Source organism: Acidovorax carolinensis, assembly GCF_002157145.1.
In the GTDB taxonomy this organism is placed as follows: Bacteria; Pseudomonadota; Gammaproteobacteria; order Burkholderiales; family Burkholderiaceae_C; genus Acidovorax; species Acidovorax carolinensis.
The window spans coordinates 2,144,682-2,160,044 of sequence record NZ_CP021361.1; the positions used below are offsets into that span (position 1 = coordinate 2,144,682).

14 protein-coding genes and 2 pseudogenes are annotated in these 15,363 nt (G+C 63.6%); 8 read left to right on the top strand and 8 right to left on the bottom strand.

The annotated features are described in order from the left end of the window. Positions 1 to 10: 10 nt before the first annotated feature. The 7 genes from hscA to uvrB form a co-directional block, all read right to left on the bottom strand. On the bottom strand, positions 11 to 1,882 hold the full coding sequence (gene hscA / locus CBP34_RS09945) for a Fe-S protein assembly chaperone HscA (RefSeq protein WP_094097936.1): 1,872 nt from the start codon (positions 1,880 to 1,882) through the stop codon (positions 11 to 13). Positions 1,883 to 1,951: 69 nt separating this feature from the next. Further along, entirely contained in the window at positions 1,952 to 2,470 is a 519-nt protein-coding gene (gene hscB / locus CBP34_RS09950; protein WP_094099128.1) for a Fe-S protein assembly co-chaperone HscB, read from the bottom strand. Between the two features lie 83 nt (positions 2,471 to 2,553). After that, a complete protein-coding gene (gene iscA / locus CBP34_RS09955; protein WP_024815036.1) occupies positions 2,554 to 2,877 on the bottom strand; it encodes an iron-sulfur cluster assembly protein IscA in 324 nt (107 codons plus the stop codon). Positions 2,878 to 2,879: 2 nt separating this feature from the next. Continuing rightward, a complete protein-coding gene (gene iscU / locus CBP34_RS09960; RefSeq protein WP_086912457.1) occupies positions 2,880 to 3,281 on the bottom strand; it encodes a Fe-S cluster assembly scaffold IscU in 402 nt (133 codons plus the stop codon). 39 nt (positions 3,282 to 3,320) lie between these two features. Next, positions 3,321 to 4,541 (bottom strand): IscS subfamily cysteine desulfurase, encoded by a 1,221-nt coding sequence (locus CBP34_RS09965; protein ID WP_086927326.1) that lies wholly within the window; start codon positions 4,539 to 4,541, stop codon positions 3,321 to 3,323. Positions 4,542 to 4,641: 100 nt separating this feature from the next. Then, entirely contained in the window at positions 4,642 to 5,178 is a 537-nt protein-coding gene (gene iscR / locus CBP34_RS09970; RefSeq protein ID WP_005794107.1) for a Fe-S cluster assembly transcriptional regulator IscR, read from the bottom strand. Positions 5,179 to 5,422: 244 nt separating this feature from the next. Next, a complete protein-coding gene (gene uvrB / locus CBP34_RS09975) occupies positions 5,423 to 7,513 on the bottom strand; it encodes an excinuclease ABC subunit UvrB (protein ID WP_094097937.1) in 2,091 nt (696 codons plus the stop codon). A gap of 105 nt (positions 7,514 to 7,618) precedes the next feature. Between uvrB and CBP34_RS09980 the strand changes: the two genes are divergently transcribed. The 4 genes and pseudogenes from CBP34_RS09980 (at position 7,619) to CBP34_RS09995 (ending at position 10,745) form a co-directional block, all read left to right on the top strand. Further along, complete coding sequence (locus tag CBP34_RS09980) at positions 7,619 to 8,815, top strand: amino acid aminotransferase (protein ID WP_094097938.1); 1,197 nt, start codon at positions 7,619 to 7,621, stop codon at positions 8,813 to 8,815. Between the two features lie 237 nt (positions 8,816 to 9,052). Next, positions 9,053 to 9,703, top strand: a pseudogene (locus CBP34_RS09985) (CoA transferase); the annotation flags it as partial. Positions 9,704 to 9,741: 38 nt separating this feature from the next. Continuing rightward, a complete protein-coding gene (locus CBP34_RS09990; protein ID WP_236748397.1) occupies positions 9,742 to 10,092 on the top strand; it encodes a DUF1294 domain-containing protein in 351 nt (116 codons plus the stop codon). A 194-nt stretch (positions 10,093 to 10,286) separates the two neighbouring features. Continuing rightward, positions 10,287 to 10,745 carry a hypothetical protein gene (locus tag CBP34_RS09995; RefSeq protein ID WP_094097939.1) on the top strand — a complete coding sequence of 153 codons (459 nt, stop codon included), beginning with the start codon at positions 10,287 to 10,289 and terminating at the stop codon, positions 10,743 to 10,745. A gap of 22 nt (positions 10,746 to 10,767) precedes the next feature. Here CBP34_RS09995 and CBP34_RS10000 read toward each other — a convergent pair whose 3' ends face one another. Beyond that, positions 10,768 to 11,583, bottom strand: a complete 816-nt coding sequence (locus tag CBP34_RS10000; protein WP_094097940.1) for a DNA-binding transcriptional regulator — start codon at positions 11,581 to 11,583, stop codon at positions 10,768 to 10,770. Between the two features lie 226 nt (positions 11,584 to 11,809). On the opposite strand from CBP34_RS10000, the pseudogene mhpA reads away from it, so the two are divergent. From mhpA to mhpD, 4 genes and pseudogenes are all read left to right on the top strand, one after another. Continuing rightward, positions 11,810 to 13,568 (top strand): annotated as a pseudogene (gene mhpA, locus CBP34_RS10005) (bifunctional 3-(3-hydroxy-phenyl)propionate/3-hydroxycinnamic acid hydroxylase MhpA). After that, a complete protein-coding gene (locus tag CBP34_RS10010; protein WP_250644839.1) occupies positions 13,569 to 14,228 on the top strand; it encodes a DODA-type extradiol aromatic ring-opening family dioxygenase in 660 nt (219 codons plus the stop codon). It abuts the pseudogene before it with no gap. A gap of 38 nt (positions 14,229 to 14,266) precedes the next feature. Then, entirely contained in the window at positions 14,267 to 14,518 is a 252-nt protein-coding gene (locus CBP34_RS20260) for a DODA-type extradiol aromatic ring-opening family dioxygenase (RefSeq protein ID WP_250644840.1), read from the top strand. 45 nt (positions 14,519 to 14,563) lie between these two features. Beyond that, on the top strand, positions 14,564 to 15,346 hold the full coding sequence (gene mhpD, locus CBP34_RS10015; protein ID WP_094097941.1) for a 2-keto-4-pentenoate hydratase: 783 nt from the start codon (positions 14,564 to 14,566) through the stop codon (positions 15,344 to 15,346). Positions 15,347 to 15,363 lie beyond the last annotated feature (17 nt).

Below are 15,363 nucleotides of genomic sequence, written 5' to 3' on the forward strand. Positions count from 1 at the left end.
CATGAAGGGGTTAAAGGGTTTGCACGTTCTTGCCGGCCAAAGCCTGCCGGATGCCGCGGTTCATGCGCTGCGCGGCAAAGGCCTCGGTGCCCTTGGCCAGGGCCTGGGTCGCCGCTTCGATGACAGCGGCATCGTCGGCATCGCGCTGCCGGGCCAGGGCAGCCATCAACGCCTCGATATCGGCACGCTCCGAAGGGGACAACACATCGCCATCGGCGTCCAGGGCGCTCTGGGTGGCAATCAGCATGCGGTCGGCATCCACGCGCGCCTCCACCACGGCCCGGGTGCGCATGTCCTGCGCGGCCGTGGCAAAGCCGTCCTGGAGCATGCGGGCGATCTGGTCGTCTGACAGGCCATAAGAGGGCTTCACGTCGATACGGGCCTCCACGCCACTGCCCTGCTCTTTCGCATTCACGCTCAGCAGACCATCGGCATCCACTGTGAAAGTCACCCGGATACGGGCCGCGCCTGCCGCCATGGGCGGAATGCCACGCAACTCAAACCGCGCAAGGCTGCGGCAGTCTTGCACCAGGTCGCGTTCGCCCTGCACCACATGGATGGCCAGTGCGGTCTGGCCGTCCTTGTAGGTAGTGAAATCCTGCGCCTTGGCGGTAGGAATGGTTTCGTTGCGGGCGACGATGCGCTCCACCAGCCCACCCATGGTCTCGATGCCCAGAGACAGGGGAATCACATCGAGCAGCAGCAAATCACCCGCCGTGTTGTTGCCCGCCAGTTGATTGGCCTGGATGGCAGCGCCGAGCGCAACCACTTCGTCCGGGTTGAGGTTGGTCAGGGGCTCTTTGCCAAAAAACTCCGCCACCGCGCGCTGCACCTGCGGCATGCGGGTGGAGCCACCCACCATGACCACCCCCTGCACGTCATCGCGCGCAAGCTTGGCATCCCGCAACACGCGGCGCACCGCCGCCATGGACCGCGCGGTCAACTCGGCGGTAGCGGCTTCAAAATCAGATTTTTTGACATCAAATCGCACGCTAGCGCCCGCCAGATCAACGGTAAACGCTACTGTTTCAGTAGCAGTCAGAGCCTCTTTGCAGGCTCTGGCTGTCATGCGGATTGCTGCCTTGTCGGCGGGCGTGTCGGCGGTCAAGCCCCGTTGCTCAAGCACCCAGTTGGCGAGCGCTGCGTCATAGTCGTCGCCGCCCAGGGCGGAATCGCCGCCCGTGGCAATCACCTCGAAAACACCTTGCGTCAGCCGCAATACCGAGATGTCGAAGGTGCCACCGCCGAGGTCGTAAACGGCGTAAACGCCTTCGCTGGCATTGTCCAGCCCGTAGGCAATGGCGGCGGCGGTGGGCTCATTGATCAGCCGCAGCAGATGGATGCCGGCCAGCTTGGCCGCGTCTTTGGTGGCCTGGCGCTGCGCATCGTCAAAATAGGCCGGCACCGTGATCACCGCACCGTACAGATCGTCATTGAAGGTGTCTTCGGCGCGGTAACGCAGCGTGGCCAGGATCTCGGCACTGATTTCGACCGGCGACTTGATGCCCCCTGCCGTCATCAGACTCACCATGCCACCCGCGCTGGCGTCAGAGCTTTGGACGAATTCGTAGGGCAGCTGTCCTGCCTGCGCCACGTCCTGCAGGCCGCGGCCCATGAAGCGCTTGGCCGAGGCGATGGTGTTGCGTGCATCGCTGGACTGCGCCGCCACCGCGTCGTAGCCAATCTGCCGCCCACCCTGCTCCAGGTAGCGCACCACCGAGGGCAGCAGCACACGTCCTTCGCCATCGGGCAGGCACTCGGCCACGCCATTGCGCACAGCCGCCACCAGGGAATGTGTCGTACCCAAATCAATGCCGACCGCAATGCGCCGCTGGTGCGGATCCGGGGACTGCCCGGGCTCGGAAATCTGCAAAAGCGCCATGAAAATCTTGTGTTCTACGTAATGAGGCACTGCCCTGCGGAAGATGCCTCGAAAAGGGAAATGGTGCCGCTATTGTCCCAGTTGATCCCGGCGACGCTCGATATCGTCGGCAAATCGCGCAATGAACATGAGGGCTCTGACCTGTTTTGCAGCAGCCGCGTAATCGCCCTGCTGGTCGATCAGTTGCCCGCAAAGTGCCAATGCCTGGCTTTGGGCCTGCTGAACGCCATCGTCCAGCGCGTCCAGTTCGGCGGCTGACTGCGCCTCTTCCAGCGATTCGCGCCACTCCATCTGCTGCATCAGAAAGGCTGCGGGCATGGCGGTGTTGTCCTCGGCCTGGATGGGCGCGCCATGCAGTTCGCACAGGTAGGCGGCGCGGCGCATCGGGTCTTTCAGGCGCTGGTAGGCCTCGTTGATGCGCACCGACCACTGCATGGCCACGCGCTGGGCGGCAGCGCCCTGGGCTGCAAATTTATCGGGGTGCGCTTCGCGCTGCAGTTCTTTCCAGCGCGCATCCAGTGCCGCCCTGTCCTGGGCGAAACGTTGCGGCACGCCAAACAGCTCAAAGTCGTCAGATTGCAGATTCATGCCCATACCAGGTCACACCGGATCAATAAAAAACCGCCAGCACGCAGCGCGATGGCGGTTTGGCAGCAACGCAGATGGCAGCATCAAACGCGGAAGCTCTCTCCACAACCACAGCGGTCACGCTCATTGGGATTGTTGAACTTGAAGCCTTCGTTGAGACCTTCGCGCACAAAATCGAGCTCGGTGCCGTCAATGTAGGCCAGGCTCTTGGGATCGATCAGCACCTTGACGCCGTGGTTTTCGAACACGATGTCTTCGGGTTCGGAGTCGTCCACATATTCGAGCTTGTAAGCCAGGCCCGAGCACCCGGTGGTCTTGACCCCCAGGCGCACGCCCAGCCCCTTGCCTCGACGCGCCAGGTAACGGGTGACATGCCGGGCTGCAGCTTCAGTCAGCGTAATGGCCATGGTCAGGCTGCGGCCACCGCGCTGTTGTGCTTGGCCTTGTAGTCGTTCACGGCCGCCTTGATGGCGTCTTCGGCCAGGATGGAGCAGTGAATCTTGACGGGCGGCAGGGCCAGTTCTTCGGCAATCTCGCTGTTTTTCAGGGCCGCCGCTTCGTCCAGCGTCTTGCCCTTGACCCATTCGGTCACCAGCGACGACGAGGCAATGGCCGAGCCGCAGCCATAGGTCTTGAAGCGTGCGTCTTCGATCACGCCGGTTTGCGGATTTACCTTGATCTGCAGCTTCATCACGTCGCCGCAGGCAGGCGCACCCACCATGCCGGTGCCGACCGTTTCGTCACCCTTGTCGAACGAACCCACGTTGCGGGGGTTTTCATAGTGGTCAACCACTTTGTCTGAGTAAGCCATGATGTGTACCTCTTCAATGCTTCCAAAATCTTCAGGGATTCAGTGCGCAGCCCACTGGATGGTGCTGATGTCGATGCCGTCCTTGTACATCTCCCACAACGGGCTGAGTTCACGCAGGCGGGCCACGTTTTCGCGGATGGTGCCAATGGCGTAATCGATCTCTTCTTCGGTCGTGAAACGGCCAATGGTCATGCGCAGGCTGCTGTGGGCCAGTTCGTCGCTGCGGCCCAGGGCGCGCAACACGTAGCTGGGCTCCAGGCTGGCGGACGTGCAGGCCGAGCCCGACGAAACGGCCAGACCCTTGATACCCATGATGAGCGACTCGCCCTCGACGAAGTTGAAGCTCATGTTCAGATTCTGCGGCACGCGGCGCTCCAGGCTGCCGTTGATGAACACCTGTTCGATGTCCTTCAAGCCGTTGAGCAGGCGCTGCTGCAGCGCCTTGGCCTTGGCGTTGCTCTCGGCCATTTCTTCCTTGGCGATGCGAAAGGCCTCGCCCATGCCCACGATCTGGTGCGTGGGCAGCGTGCCCGAACGCATGCCACGCTCATGGCCGCCACCGTGCATTTGCGCTTCCAGGCGCACACGCGGCTTGCGGCGCACAAACAAGGCGCCCACGCCCTTGGGGCCGTAGGTCTTGTGGGCGGTCATGCTCATCAGGTCGATCGGCAGCACGTTCATGTCGATCTCGACCCGGCCGGTGGCCTGGGCGGCATCCACATGCAGCAGGATGCCCTTTTCACGGCACAGTGCGCCGATGGCCGGAATGTCCTGGATCACGCCGATTTCGTTGTTCACGAACAGGATGCTGATCAAGATGGTGTCGGGGCGAATGGCGGCCTTGAGAGCGTCCATGTTCACCAAACCGTCTTCCTGCACATCCAGATAGGTCACCTCAAAGCCCTGGCGTTCCAGTTCGCGCATGGTGTCCAGCACGGCCTTGTGCTCGGTCTTGAGGGTGATCAGGTGCTTGCCCTTGCCCTGGTAGAAATGGGCAGCGCCCTTCAAGGCCAGGTTGATGGATTCGGTGGCACCGCTGGTCCAGACGATTTCGCGGGGGTCGGCACCAATCAGGTCGGCCACCTGCACGCGCGCCTTCTCCACAGCCTCTTCTGCTTCCCAGCCCCAGGCGTGGCTGCGGGATGCGGGGTTGCCGAAATGCTCGCGCAGCCACGGAATCATGGCATCCACGACGCGTGGATCGACCGGGGTGGTGGCGCCGTAATCGAGATAGATGGGGAAATGCGGTGTCATGTCCATGGCTGGCTCAGTAAAGGGTTCTGGCTGGCAACAAAAAGCAAGCAATCAAAAAATCGTTCAGGGCGCGGCTGGCCCCGAGGCCGAAACGGGGGCGCGCAGTTCAGGACTTGGCGAACACATTGCCCAGCGCAAACACCGAGTTCGGCGCGTTCACACGGATGGGCTTGACCACGGGAGTGGTCGAAATCGCGCGCCGTGCAACCGGCTTGTCCTCGATCTGGACGCCCTTGGCCAATTGCTCGTCCACCAGTTTCTGCAGCGTGACGGAGTCCAAAAACTCCACCATGCGCTGGTTGAGCGAAGCCCACAACTCGTGCGTCATGCAGCGGCCCGCTTCGCCCAGGCAGTTTTCCTTGCCACCGCACTGCGTGGCATCAATGGGCTCGTCCACCGAGACAATGATGTCTGCCACCGTAATGTCGGCCGCCTTGCGGGCCAGCGTGTAACCACCGCCGGGCCCACGGGTCGACTCCACCAACTCATGGCGGCGCAACTTGCCAAAAAGCTGCTCCAGGTAGGACAGCGAAATTTGTTGCCGTTGGCTGATGGCCGCCAGCGTGACGGGGCCATTGTTCTGGCGCAGTGCCAGGTCAATCATGGCGGTGACCGCAAAACGGCCTTTGGTTGTGAGACGCATCGCAAGCTCCTTGTCTAGGCTTGTTCGTTGTTAAAACTGCCGGCTTAGGGCAACTGCGCAGTGCCGGCACCGTCTCCGCCCCTTACCCCGCCCAGCCTTCTGGTACGAGGCCCTTCATCGTCGGGCTCTTTTCTTGAGTATTTTGGAGGAGTATACCACAAATCCCAATCGAATTAGTCGGGTTAAAATACCAACAGGTCACAATTTCGGTAGTCAAGTTTTATTAACCCCAAAACCCGCATATTCAGAGCGCTACCGAATCGTTGCCATGCGCTCCAAAAGCCTGGTCCTTGAGCCGCGTCAACTGGTCACGCACGCGGGCTGCCTGCTCGAATTCGAGGTTGCGCGCATGCTCCAGCATCTGTTTTTCCAGCCGTTTGATCTCGCGCGCCACGTCTTTCTCGGACATGTCCTCCACCTTGGCACGCTGCAGGGCTTCCTGCTCCAGCCGCTCGGCGTCCTTGCCGGCTTTCTCGCTGTAAACGCCGTCAATCAGGTCTCTTACCCGCTTGACAATGCTGCGCGGCGTAATCCCGTGGGCCTCGTTGTGTGCGATCTGCTTGATGCGCCGGCGTTCCGTTTCGCCCATCGCTTTTTTCATGGATTCGGTGATGCGGTCCGCATACAGAATGGCCCGGCCATTGAGGTTGCGCGCCGCGCGGCCGATGGTCTGGATCAGGCTACGCTCGGCCCGCAGGAAGCCCTCCTTGTCTGCGTCCAGAATGGCCACCAGCGACACCTCGGGAATGTCCAACCCCTCGCGCAGCAGGTTGATGCCCACCAGCACGTCAAACGCCCCCAGCCGCAGGTCGCGAATGATTTCCACGCGCTCCACCGTATCCACGTCGCTGTGCAGGTAGCGCACCTTCACGCCGTTGTCCGTCAGGTAATCAGTCAACTGCTCCGCCATGCGCTTGGTCAGCGTGGTAATGAGTACGCGCTCATGCTTTTCAGCACGAATGCGTATTTCTTGAAGCACATCGTCCACCTGGTGTGTGGCGGGGCGCACCTCCACCTCCGGGTCCACCAGGCCCGTGGGCCGCACGACCTGGTCCACGATCTGGCCTGAGTGGGTCTTCTCGTACTCGGCCGGCGTGGCCGATACAAAAATCACCTGGCGCATGCGCTGTTCGAACTCCTCGAACTTCAGGGGCCGGTTGTCCAGCGCCGACGGCAGGCGAAAGCCATATTCGACCAGCGTGGTCTTGCGCGAGCGGTCGCCGCTGTACATGGCGTTAAGCTGGCCGATCATCTGGTGGCTTTCATCCAGGAACATGATCGCGTTCTTGGGCATGTAGTCGGTCAGCGTGCTCGGCGGGTCGCCCGGCGCCGCGCCCGACAGGTGGCGCGTGTAGTTCTCAATGCCCTTGCAGTGCCCGACTTCGCTGAGCATCTCCAGGTCAAAGCGTGTGCGCTGCTCCAGCCGCTGCGCCTCCACCAGCTTGCCGTCGGCCAGCAATTGCTGGAGGCGGTCGGCCAATTCGATCTTGATGGTCTCCACCGCCGCCAGCACCTTGTCGCGCGGCGTCACATAGTGGCTGCTGGGGTACACGGTAAAGCGCGGGATCTTCTGCTTGACGCGGCCGGTGAGCGGGTCAAACAGCTGCAGGCTCTCGATCTCGTCGTCAAACAGCTCGATGCGGATGGCAAGCTCCGAGTGCTCGGCCGGGAACACGTCGATAGTGTCTCCGCGCACGCGGAACTTGCCGCGCGAGAAATCCGCCTCGTTGCGCTGGTACTGCATGCGAATGAGCTGGGCAATCACGTCCCTTTGGCCCAGCTTGTCGCCGGTGCGCAGCGTCATCACCATCCGGTGGTAGCTCTCGGGCTCACCGATGCCGTAGATGGCCGACACGGTGGCCACGATGACCACATCCGTGCGCTCCATCAGGCTTTTGGTGCACGACAGGCGCATCTGCTCGATGTGCTCGTTGATGGCGCTGTCCTTCTCGATGAACAGGTCGCGCTGCGGCACATAAGCCTCGGGCTGGTAGTAGTCGTAGTAGCTGACGAAGTATTCGACCGCGTTCTTCGGAAAGAACTCGCGGAACTCGCTGTAAAGCTGCGCGGCCAGCGTCTTGTTGGGCGCGAACACGATGGCCGGGCGGCCCATGCGGGCAATCACGTTGGCCATGGTGAAGGTCTTGCCCGAGCCCGTCACGCCCAGCAGAGTCTGGAAAGTTTCGCCGTCGTTCAGGCCCTCGACCAGCTTGTTGATGGCCTCGGGCTGGTCGCCTGCTGGCGGGTAGGGCTGGAACAGCTCAAAGGGGGAATTGGGAAAATGGACGAACTCGCCGTCTTGCTTTTCCGTGATGACTTCTGTGATATCCGGCATGGGGGCAGTCAACGAGTGAGAGGTAGCGACCGTTAAAATCGGCGGAACCCGGCACAGTACACCACGCCCGGATTCTTCGCTACTGACAACCTTTCAAGGATTTTCATGTCTCTGTTCACCGCCGTCGAAATGGCCCCCCGCGACCCTATCCTGGGCCTCAACGAGCAATTCAACGCCGACACCAACCCCAACAAGGTCAACCTGGGCGTCGGTGTTTATTTCGACGACAACGGCAAGCTGCCGCTGCTGCAATGTGTGCAGGCCGCAGAAAAAACCATGATGGCCACCCCCACCGCCCGTGGCTACCTGCCCATCGACGGCATCGTGGCCTATGACAACGCCGTCAAAAGCCTGGTGTTCGGTGCCGACAGCGAACCCGTGAAGTCTGGCCGCGTGGCCACCGTGCAGGCCATCGGCGGCACCGGCGGCCTGAAGATTGGCGCCGACTTTTTGAAAAAGGTCAGCCCCAACGCCAAGGTGCTGATCTCCGACCCGAGCTGGGAAAACCACCGTGCGCTGTTCACCAACGCCGGTTTTGAAGTCGGCACCTACGCCTACTACGACGCCGAAAAGCGCGGCGTCAACTTTGAAGGTTTCCTGGCCAGCCTGAACGCCGCCGCCCCCGGCACCATCGTTGTGCTGCACGCCTGCTGCCACAACCCGACCGGCTACGACATCACGCCAGCGCAGTGGGACCAGGTGATCGCCGTCGTCAAGGCCAAGAACCTCACGCCCTTCCTCGACATGGCCTACCAGGGCTTTGGCCACGGCATTGCCGAAGACGGCGCCGTGGTCGGCAAGTTCGTGGCCGCCGGCCTGAACTTCTTTGTCTCCACCTCGTTCTCCAAGAGCTTCAGCCTGTATGGCGAACGCGTGGGCGGCCTGTCGGTGCTGTGCGCCGACAAGGAAGAAGCCTCGCGCGTGCTGAGCCAGCTCAAGATCGTGATCCGCACCAACTACTCCAACCCGCCCATCCACGGCGGCGCGGTGGTGGCTGCCGTGCTGAACAACCCCGAGCTGCGCGCGCTGTGGGAAAAAGAACTGGGCGAAATGCGTGTGCGCATCAAGGCCATGCGCCAGAAACTGGTCGATGGCCTGAAGGCCGCCGGCGTGAAGCAGGACATGTCCTTCATCACCCAGCAGATCGGCATGTTCAGCTACTCGGGCCTGACCAAGGACCAGATGGTGCGCCTGCGCAACGAGTTTGGCGTGTACGGCACCGACACCGGCCGCATGTGCGTGGCTGCCCTGAACAGCAAGAACATCGACTACGTCTGCCAGGCGATTGCCAAGGTCATCTGATCCGATTGCGCAATTCACGCGTCCCAATAAAAACCGCCTTCGGGCGGTTTTTTTATGGTCTTTTTAGCCGCCAGCGCTTTAACAGCAAGCGCCATGCGCTATTAATATTGACTATTACATGGGGCGGGGAGCGTTGTTGATTCTGTATAACGCGGGGAGCGAACCCGCGCGCCAGTCGAGTTTCCGGCGCCGGTCTCCTTGAACGCCGTCACCCGCATCACCACCCTCACCCCGTCCATGGCCACTTCCACGCCTCAGCCGCTGCGCAACACCCGGTTTCTGAACCTCGCGCTGTACCTGCCCGGTACCGCAGCCCTGATGCGCTGCGCGCGCATGGGCGCCGAGTGCACCAAGCTGGAGCCGCCACCCGCGCCCGGCCTTCCCAGCGCCGAGCCCATGGCGCTGTACAGCCCGCAGGCCTACCAGCGGTTGCACGACGGTATTGCGGTGCTGCACGCTCACCTCAAGACACCCGAAGGCCAAGCCGCGCTGCAGGCAGAACTCGCCCACACTGACGTGCTGATCACCTCCTTTCGCCCCTCGGCCTTGGCCAAGCTGGGCCTGGGCTGGGACGCCCTGCAATCAAAATACCCCAGCCTGTCGCTGGTGCGCATCGTGGGCGCGGCGGGCGAGCGCTCCGAAGAACCCGGCCACGACCTCACCTACCTGGCCGACGCCGGCCTGATCACCGGCACCGAGATGCCGCCCACGCTCTGCGCCGACATGGGCGGCGCCCTGATGGCCAGCGAGGCCGTGCTGCAGGCCTTGCTGGAGCGCGCCCACACCGGTAGCGGCGTGTGCATCGAAGTGGCGCTGGCCGACGCCGCCGCCTGGTTGGCCCAGCCGCGTGGCCGGGGCCTGACGGCGCCCGATGGCGACGTGGGCGGCAACCAGACACGCGCGCAGCCCGAAGCCCTAGCGCTGGCGTGACCGTCCTGATCCCGCTGATCCTGGTGTCCGGCTGGGCCGCGCTGCTGGCCTGGGGCGCATGGACGGAGCAACTTCCGCTGTGGCTGCCCGGCGCCTTGCTGGCCATCAACCTGCTGACCTTTGCGATCTATGCCGCCGACAAGCGCGCGGCCCAGCGCGGCGGCTGGCGCACGCGCGAGAAAAACCTGCACCTGCTGAGCCTGGCCGGCGGCTGGCCCGCGGCCTGGTTTGCCCAGCAAACACTTCGGCACAAATCGCGCAAGGCCGCGTTCCGGGCGGTTTACTGGGTCATGGTGACGCTGCACTGCTGCGCGCTGGCAGCTTGGGTTCTGGGCCGGCTTGGATAGCGTCTTCCGCTTCTATTTTGATAGCTTTTGGCGCTTTATTCATAAGCGCTGAAAGCGCTTTTTTCATCAAAAATTGGGGCGACACGCCCGCAAGTGCGCCTGGACATTCCCAAATGTAAATAGCCAAATGGCCTACACGCAGCGGACGCAGGTACGGGTTCAATGCATGCTTGTGCAACACATCGGGAGATGCCATGAAACCCCTTCTTCTTGACTCCTCCATGACCAGCATGGCCGGGGTTTTCTACCCCACCGGCCATGTGTTTGCGCTGTTCCCCGACGAGGATTGCGTGCGCCAGGCCGCGGTTGCGCTGCAAACGGCCGGTCATTCGGGCGAAACCGCCTACGCCAGCCCCGAGGTCATCCTGCAGGAAATCGTGCAGACGCTAGGCCCGGGCGACTCTCCCCTGCCCTCGTTGGGTGCGGAAGGCGACATTGTTCGCCGCATGGCGGACCTGGCCGGCACCGGCCACCACGGCATGCTGGTGGCACTGGCCGACAAGGACGACCCCCAGGCCGTGGCCACCGCCATGGCCTCCGAGGGGGCCGTGGCCGCATTCCACTACCGGACCTTCGTGATTGAAGACCTGATTACACCGCCAACGGTTCAGGACATGCCGACCGCCACCGACACCCATTTGGGCGACGCTTGACGCGTTATCGAACTGCAGCACTTCAATCAAGCCACGCGCGGCTCGACTTTCCGATGGCCGCCGCCAGCGTCGTGAGCGCAGGCACAAAACGCTTTTGCAGATCAGCCGGCGCCACGGCCGCTTTCGGAAAAACCATGTTCAACACACCCAGCAGCCGCTCGCCGCTGAATAGCGGCACAGCCACCGCCGCAAAGTGCTGCTCGCGGATCCACTCGCCATCGTTGTAGGCATAGCCTCGCTCCTGCGTTTCGCGCACCGTCTCAGCCACGGCTGGCCGGTCACGCGCCATGGCCCCGATCCAGTCATCGCGCTGCGCCAGCATCGACAGCACCGCCTCACGTTGCTCGTGCGAGCACGCCGCAAGGTAGGCCCGCCCGAGCGCCGTCACAAACACCGGCATTTTCTCGCCGATCATGGCGCGGTGCTGCGATAGCGCGCTGAATCGGTGGGTGGATTCGCGCACCACCATGAAGCCCGACTCCATCGTGCCGAGATCGCAGGGCCACAGCAGCTCGCGCACCGAGGCCCGCATCAGCGGCGCTGCCACCTGCTCCACCCAGGCCTCGTCCTCAAACCCCTCGCTGAGGCGGCGCACTTCAAACGTGAGGTAGTACTGCCCTTCGCGTTCACCGCGCCGCACAAAGCCCTCGGCGCGCAAGGTTTCCAGCAGCCGCTTGACGGTGGTGCGGTGCGTTCCGCAGGCCTCGGCCAGCTCGGTCGTTGTGGCCATGCCTCCCGGTGCGCTGTTGAGCGCCTTGAGCACATCCAGCCCCCGCGCCAGGCTGCGCACGTCCTTGTATTGCGATTCTTCAATGACCAGCGGTTTGACTTGCGGCATGGATAGCGCTCCAAAGTCGATGAATGAGTGGCGAAAGACGGGGCTGAACACTCGGAAAACAAGGGTTAACCCGTTAATTTATGTGCACCAGGTGCACGCAGTTTACGGCTTGATCTAGCGCAAACACAATCACCCCCACTTGCGCTAGGCCCCTGCGGCCACGACGCAGGCCACCGGGTTGCAGGCCCGGTGTGTTTCAACCGTCCCGCCCACAGGAGTAAGGCCCATGGCCACGAAAAGCAAGAAGAACACCGCCGGATTCGATGCGGACGTCATCATCGTCGGCGCAGGCCCCGTGGGCCTGACCATTGCCAATACGCTGGGGGTGGCCGGTGTCCCCGCACTGGTCATCGAAAAGCTGGACAAGATCATCGATTACCCACGCGCCATCGGCATCGACGACGAGTCCCTGCGCACTTTGCAGACCGCAGGCCTGGTGGACCAGGTACAGGCGCACATCACGCCCGACCACTGGATGCGCTTTTTCACCGCCAGCGGCAAATGCTTCGCCTCCATCGAGCCGCGCACCGACGAGTTCGGCTGGTCGCGCCGCAATGCCTTCATCCAGCCCCAGGTGGACGAAATCCTGTACCAGGGCCTGCAGCGCTTCAACGACACCCAGGTTCTGTTTGAGCAGTCGGTCACCGGTATCACGCAGGACGCCGACGGCGTCACGCTCACGCTCGAAGACAACAAGGGCGAGCCGCGCACCGTGCGCGCCCGCTACGTGGTGGCCTGCGACGGTGGCAACAGTTTCATCCGCCGCGCGCTCAACGTGCCGTTTGAAGGCCGCACCAAGCCCAACCAGTGGATCGTGGTCGATGTGCGCAACGACCCGCTGGGCACTCCCCACGTCGATATGCATTGCGACCCGAGCGCCCCTACGTGTCGGCAGCGCTGCCGCACGGCATCCGCCGCTTCGAATTCATGGTGATGCCGGGCGAAACCGAAGAAGAACTCTCCAAGCCCGAGAACCTGGCCAAGCTCATGCGCAAGGTGGTGGCCGATCCGGACCAGGTCGATTACATCCGCAAGCGCGTTTACACCCACAACGCCCGTCTGGCATCCACCTTCCGGGTGGACCGCGTGTTGCTGGCCGGTGACGCCGCGCACATCATGCCGGTGTGGCAGGGCCAGGGCTACAACAGCGGCATGCGTGACGCCAGCAACCTGGCGTGGAAACTCGCCTGGGTGGCCAAGGGCATGGCCGGTGACGCCTTGCTGGACACCTACGGTGACGAGCGCCGTGACCATGCCCGCTCGATGATCCACCTGTCCGAAGTGGCGGGCGACATTTTCGCCCCCGAAAGCCACACCGCCGCCAAGGTACGCGACACCGTCATGCTTGCGCTCAACGCCCTGCCCCCGTCAAGCAGTACTTTGCCGAAATGCGCTTCAAGCCCATGCCCCGCTACGAGCGCGGCGTGGTGCTGCTGCCAGAAAAGACCGAGAACCAGCCCCTGCTGGGCGGCTTGCTCAACCGCTCGGGCGACCACCCGCTGGGCCGCCTGCTGGGCCTGATGGCCGAGAAGAAGGAATCGCCCCTGGGCCGTCTGCTCAATGGCTTCGAGGCGCCGCTGGAAACGCCCGTGGGCCGCATGTTCATCCAGCCGCGCGTGACCACCGAGGCCGGAGAAACCGTGCGCCTGGATGACGTGATCGGCCTGAACTTTGCCATTCTGGCCTGGGGCACCGATCCCACTTTCAACCTGAGCAAAGAGGCACGCGCCTTCTGGGAGCGCCTGGGCGCCAAGTTCATCACCGTCAAGCCCCAAGTGCAGATGGCGCATGGCAGCGATGCCCGCGCAGGCGTCACCACGCTGGGCGATGCCCAGGGCCGCCTCAAGGAATGGTTTGGCAAGCAAACCAAATCCATCGTGTTCGTGCGCCCTGATCGTTTTGTGGCGGCCCTGTGCTCGCCCCAGGAAGTCTCGGCCGTCACGGCCGCCCTGGCCCGCAAGCTCGCAGCGCCCCTGGAGGCCTGAATGTCCCGCATTGCACCCCGTGCCTTTCTGGGCATGTCGCACTCGCCCCTGCTCGGGCTCAACCCAATCAGCGCAGACGCCAGGGCATTGCTCGACGCCGCGCTGGAGCAGGCGCGCGCCCAGGTGCACGCCTTTAACCCCGAATTGATCGTGCTGCTGGGCCCCGACCACTACAACGGCTTTTTCAACGAGCTGATGCCGCCGTTCTGCATCGGCAGCGCGGCCACCTCGGTGGGCGACTACCTGACGCCACCCGGTGCCCTGAACACCGATGAAGCCGCAGCACTGTCGCTGACAGCACACCTGATGGACACCGGCTTTGACATTGCACTGTCGCGCCGCATGCAGGTGGACCACGGCTTTGCGCAGGCCCTGCAGTTCCTGTGGGGTGGCCTCGATACGCCCCCCGTGGTGCCGATCTTCATGAACGCCGTGGCCCAGCCCGGCATTCCGCGCCTGGCACGCTGCCGGCAGCTGGGCGAAGCCATCGGCCGGTTTCTCGACACCCTGCCCCGCCGCACCCTGGTGATCGGCTCGGGCGGGCTCTCGCACGAGCCCCCGTGCCCACGCTGGCCCACCCCGATGCAGCGGTGCGCGAACGCATCACCATCAAACGGGAACCCACCGCAGCCGAACGCGACGCCAAGACCCAGCGCGTGATGGCGGCTGGCGTGGCTCTGGCGCGCGGTGATGCCAGCATGAAACCGCTCAACCCGGCGTGGGACCGCCACTGGATGGACGCCCTGGAGCGCGGCGCCTTCGGAGAGCTGACCGCCATGACCGAAGACTCCATCGAGCAGCAGGCAGGCCTGTCGGCCCATGAGTCCAAGACCTGGCTGATCGCCCGCGCCGCCCTGCCCGCCCGGCCCCTGCCCTGCACACTGCGCCACTACCAGGCCCTGCCCGAACTGATTGCCGGCTATGGCGTTCTGTTCCAGCACACCACTTGACGCTTCACGCACGAATCCGCCGCCCCATACCTACAAGGAGACACCATGAGCACCCCTGAACAGATCAACGCCTGGGCCGAGCGCCTGCGCCTGGCCGAACAGACCGCGACCCCGATGGCGCCGCTGCGCGAAGAAATCACCAGCGGTGACGACGCCTACGCCGTGCAACTGGCCAACGTGCGCCACGCGCAGGCCCAGGGCCGCCGCATCGTAGGCCGCAAGATCGGCCTGACCTCGCCCGCCGTGCAAAAGCAGCTGGGTGTGGACCAGCCCGACTTCGGCACGCTGTTTGCCGACATGGTCTATGGCGACGACGAGGAGATCCCGTGGGCACGCACACTGCAGCCCAAGGTCGAAGCCGAAGTCGCCCTGGTGCTGGAACGCGACCTCGACCTGCCCGACGCCACGCTGGTCGATGTGATCAACGCCACGGCCTATGTACTACCGGCCATCGAGATCGTGGGAAGCCGCATCGCCAACTGGAACATCCAATTCATCGACACCGTGGCCGACAACGCGTCGAGCGGGCTCATCGTGCTGGGCGCCGTGCCCACGCGCCTGAACGCGCTGGACCTCAAGCTGTGCGAGATGACCACCGAACGCTCCGGCACCGTCGTATCGCAAGGCAATGGCAGCGCCTGCCTGGGCCACCCGCTCAACGCCGCCGTGTGGCTGGCGCGCAAGCTGGCCACGCTGGGCCAGCCCCTGCGCGCGGGCGACCTTGTGATGACGGGCGCGCTCGGCCCCATGGTGGCGGTGCAGCCTGGCGACGCCTTCGAGGCGCGCATCAGTGGCGTCGGCACGGTACGCACCCGCTTTGGCCGCTGACACCGCCGCCACCCGCT

Coding starts and splice junctions, on each gene's coding strand:
- hscA (WP_094097936.1), bottom strand. CDS start 1,882: ATGGCGCTTTTGCAGATTTCCGAGCCCGGGCAGTCCCCGGATCCGCAC.
- hscB (WP_094099128.1), bottom strand. CDS start 2,470: ATGAATCTGCAATCTGACGACTTTGAGCTGTTTGGCGTGCCGCAACGT.
- iscA (WP_024815036.1), bottom strand. CDS start 2,877: ATGGCCATTACGCTGACTGAAGCTGCAGCCCGGCATGTCACCCGTTAC.
- iscU (WP_086912457.1), bottom strand. CDS start 3,281: ATGGCTTACTCAGACAAAGTGGTTGACCACTATGAAAACCCCCGCAAC.
- CBP34_RS09965 (WP_086927326.1), bottom strand. CDS start 4,541: ATGGACATGACACCGCATTTCCCCATCTATCTCGATTACGGCGCCACC.
- iscR (WP_005794107.1), bottom strand. CDS start 5,178: ATGCGTCTCACAACCAAAGGCCGTTTTGCGGTCACCGCCATGATTGAC.
- uvrB (WP_094097937.1), bottom strand. CDS start 7,513: ATGCCGGATATCACAGAAGTCATCACGGAAAAGCAAGACGGCGAGTTC.
- CBP34_RS09980 (WP_094097938.1), top strand. CDS start 7,619: ATGTCTCTGTTCACCGCCGTCGAAATGGCCCCCCGCGACCCTATCCTG.
- CBP34_RS09995 (WP_094097939.1), top strand. CDS start 10,287: ATGAAACCCCTTCTTCTTGACTCCTCCATGACCAGCATGGCCGGGGTT.
- CBP34_RS10000 (WP_094097940.1), bottom strand. CDS start 11,583: ATGCCGCAAGTCAAACCGCTGGTCATTGAAGAATCGCAATACAAGGAC.
- CBP34_RS10010 (WP_250644839.1), top strand. CDS start 13,569: ATGTCCCGCATTGCACCCCGTGCCTTTCTGGGCATGTCGCACTCGCCC.
- CBP34_RS20260 (WP_250644840.1), top strand. CDS start 14,267: ATGAAACCGCTCAACCCGGCGTGGGACCGCCACTGGATGGACGCCCTG.
- mhpD (WP_094097941.1), top strand. CDS start 14,564: ATGAGCACCCCTGAACAGATCAACGCCTGGGCCGAGCGCCTGCGCCTG.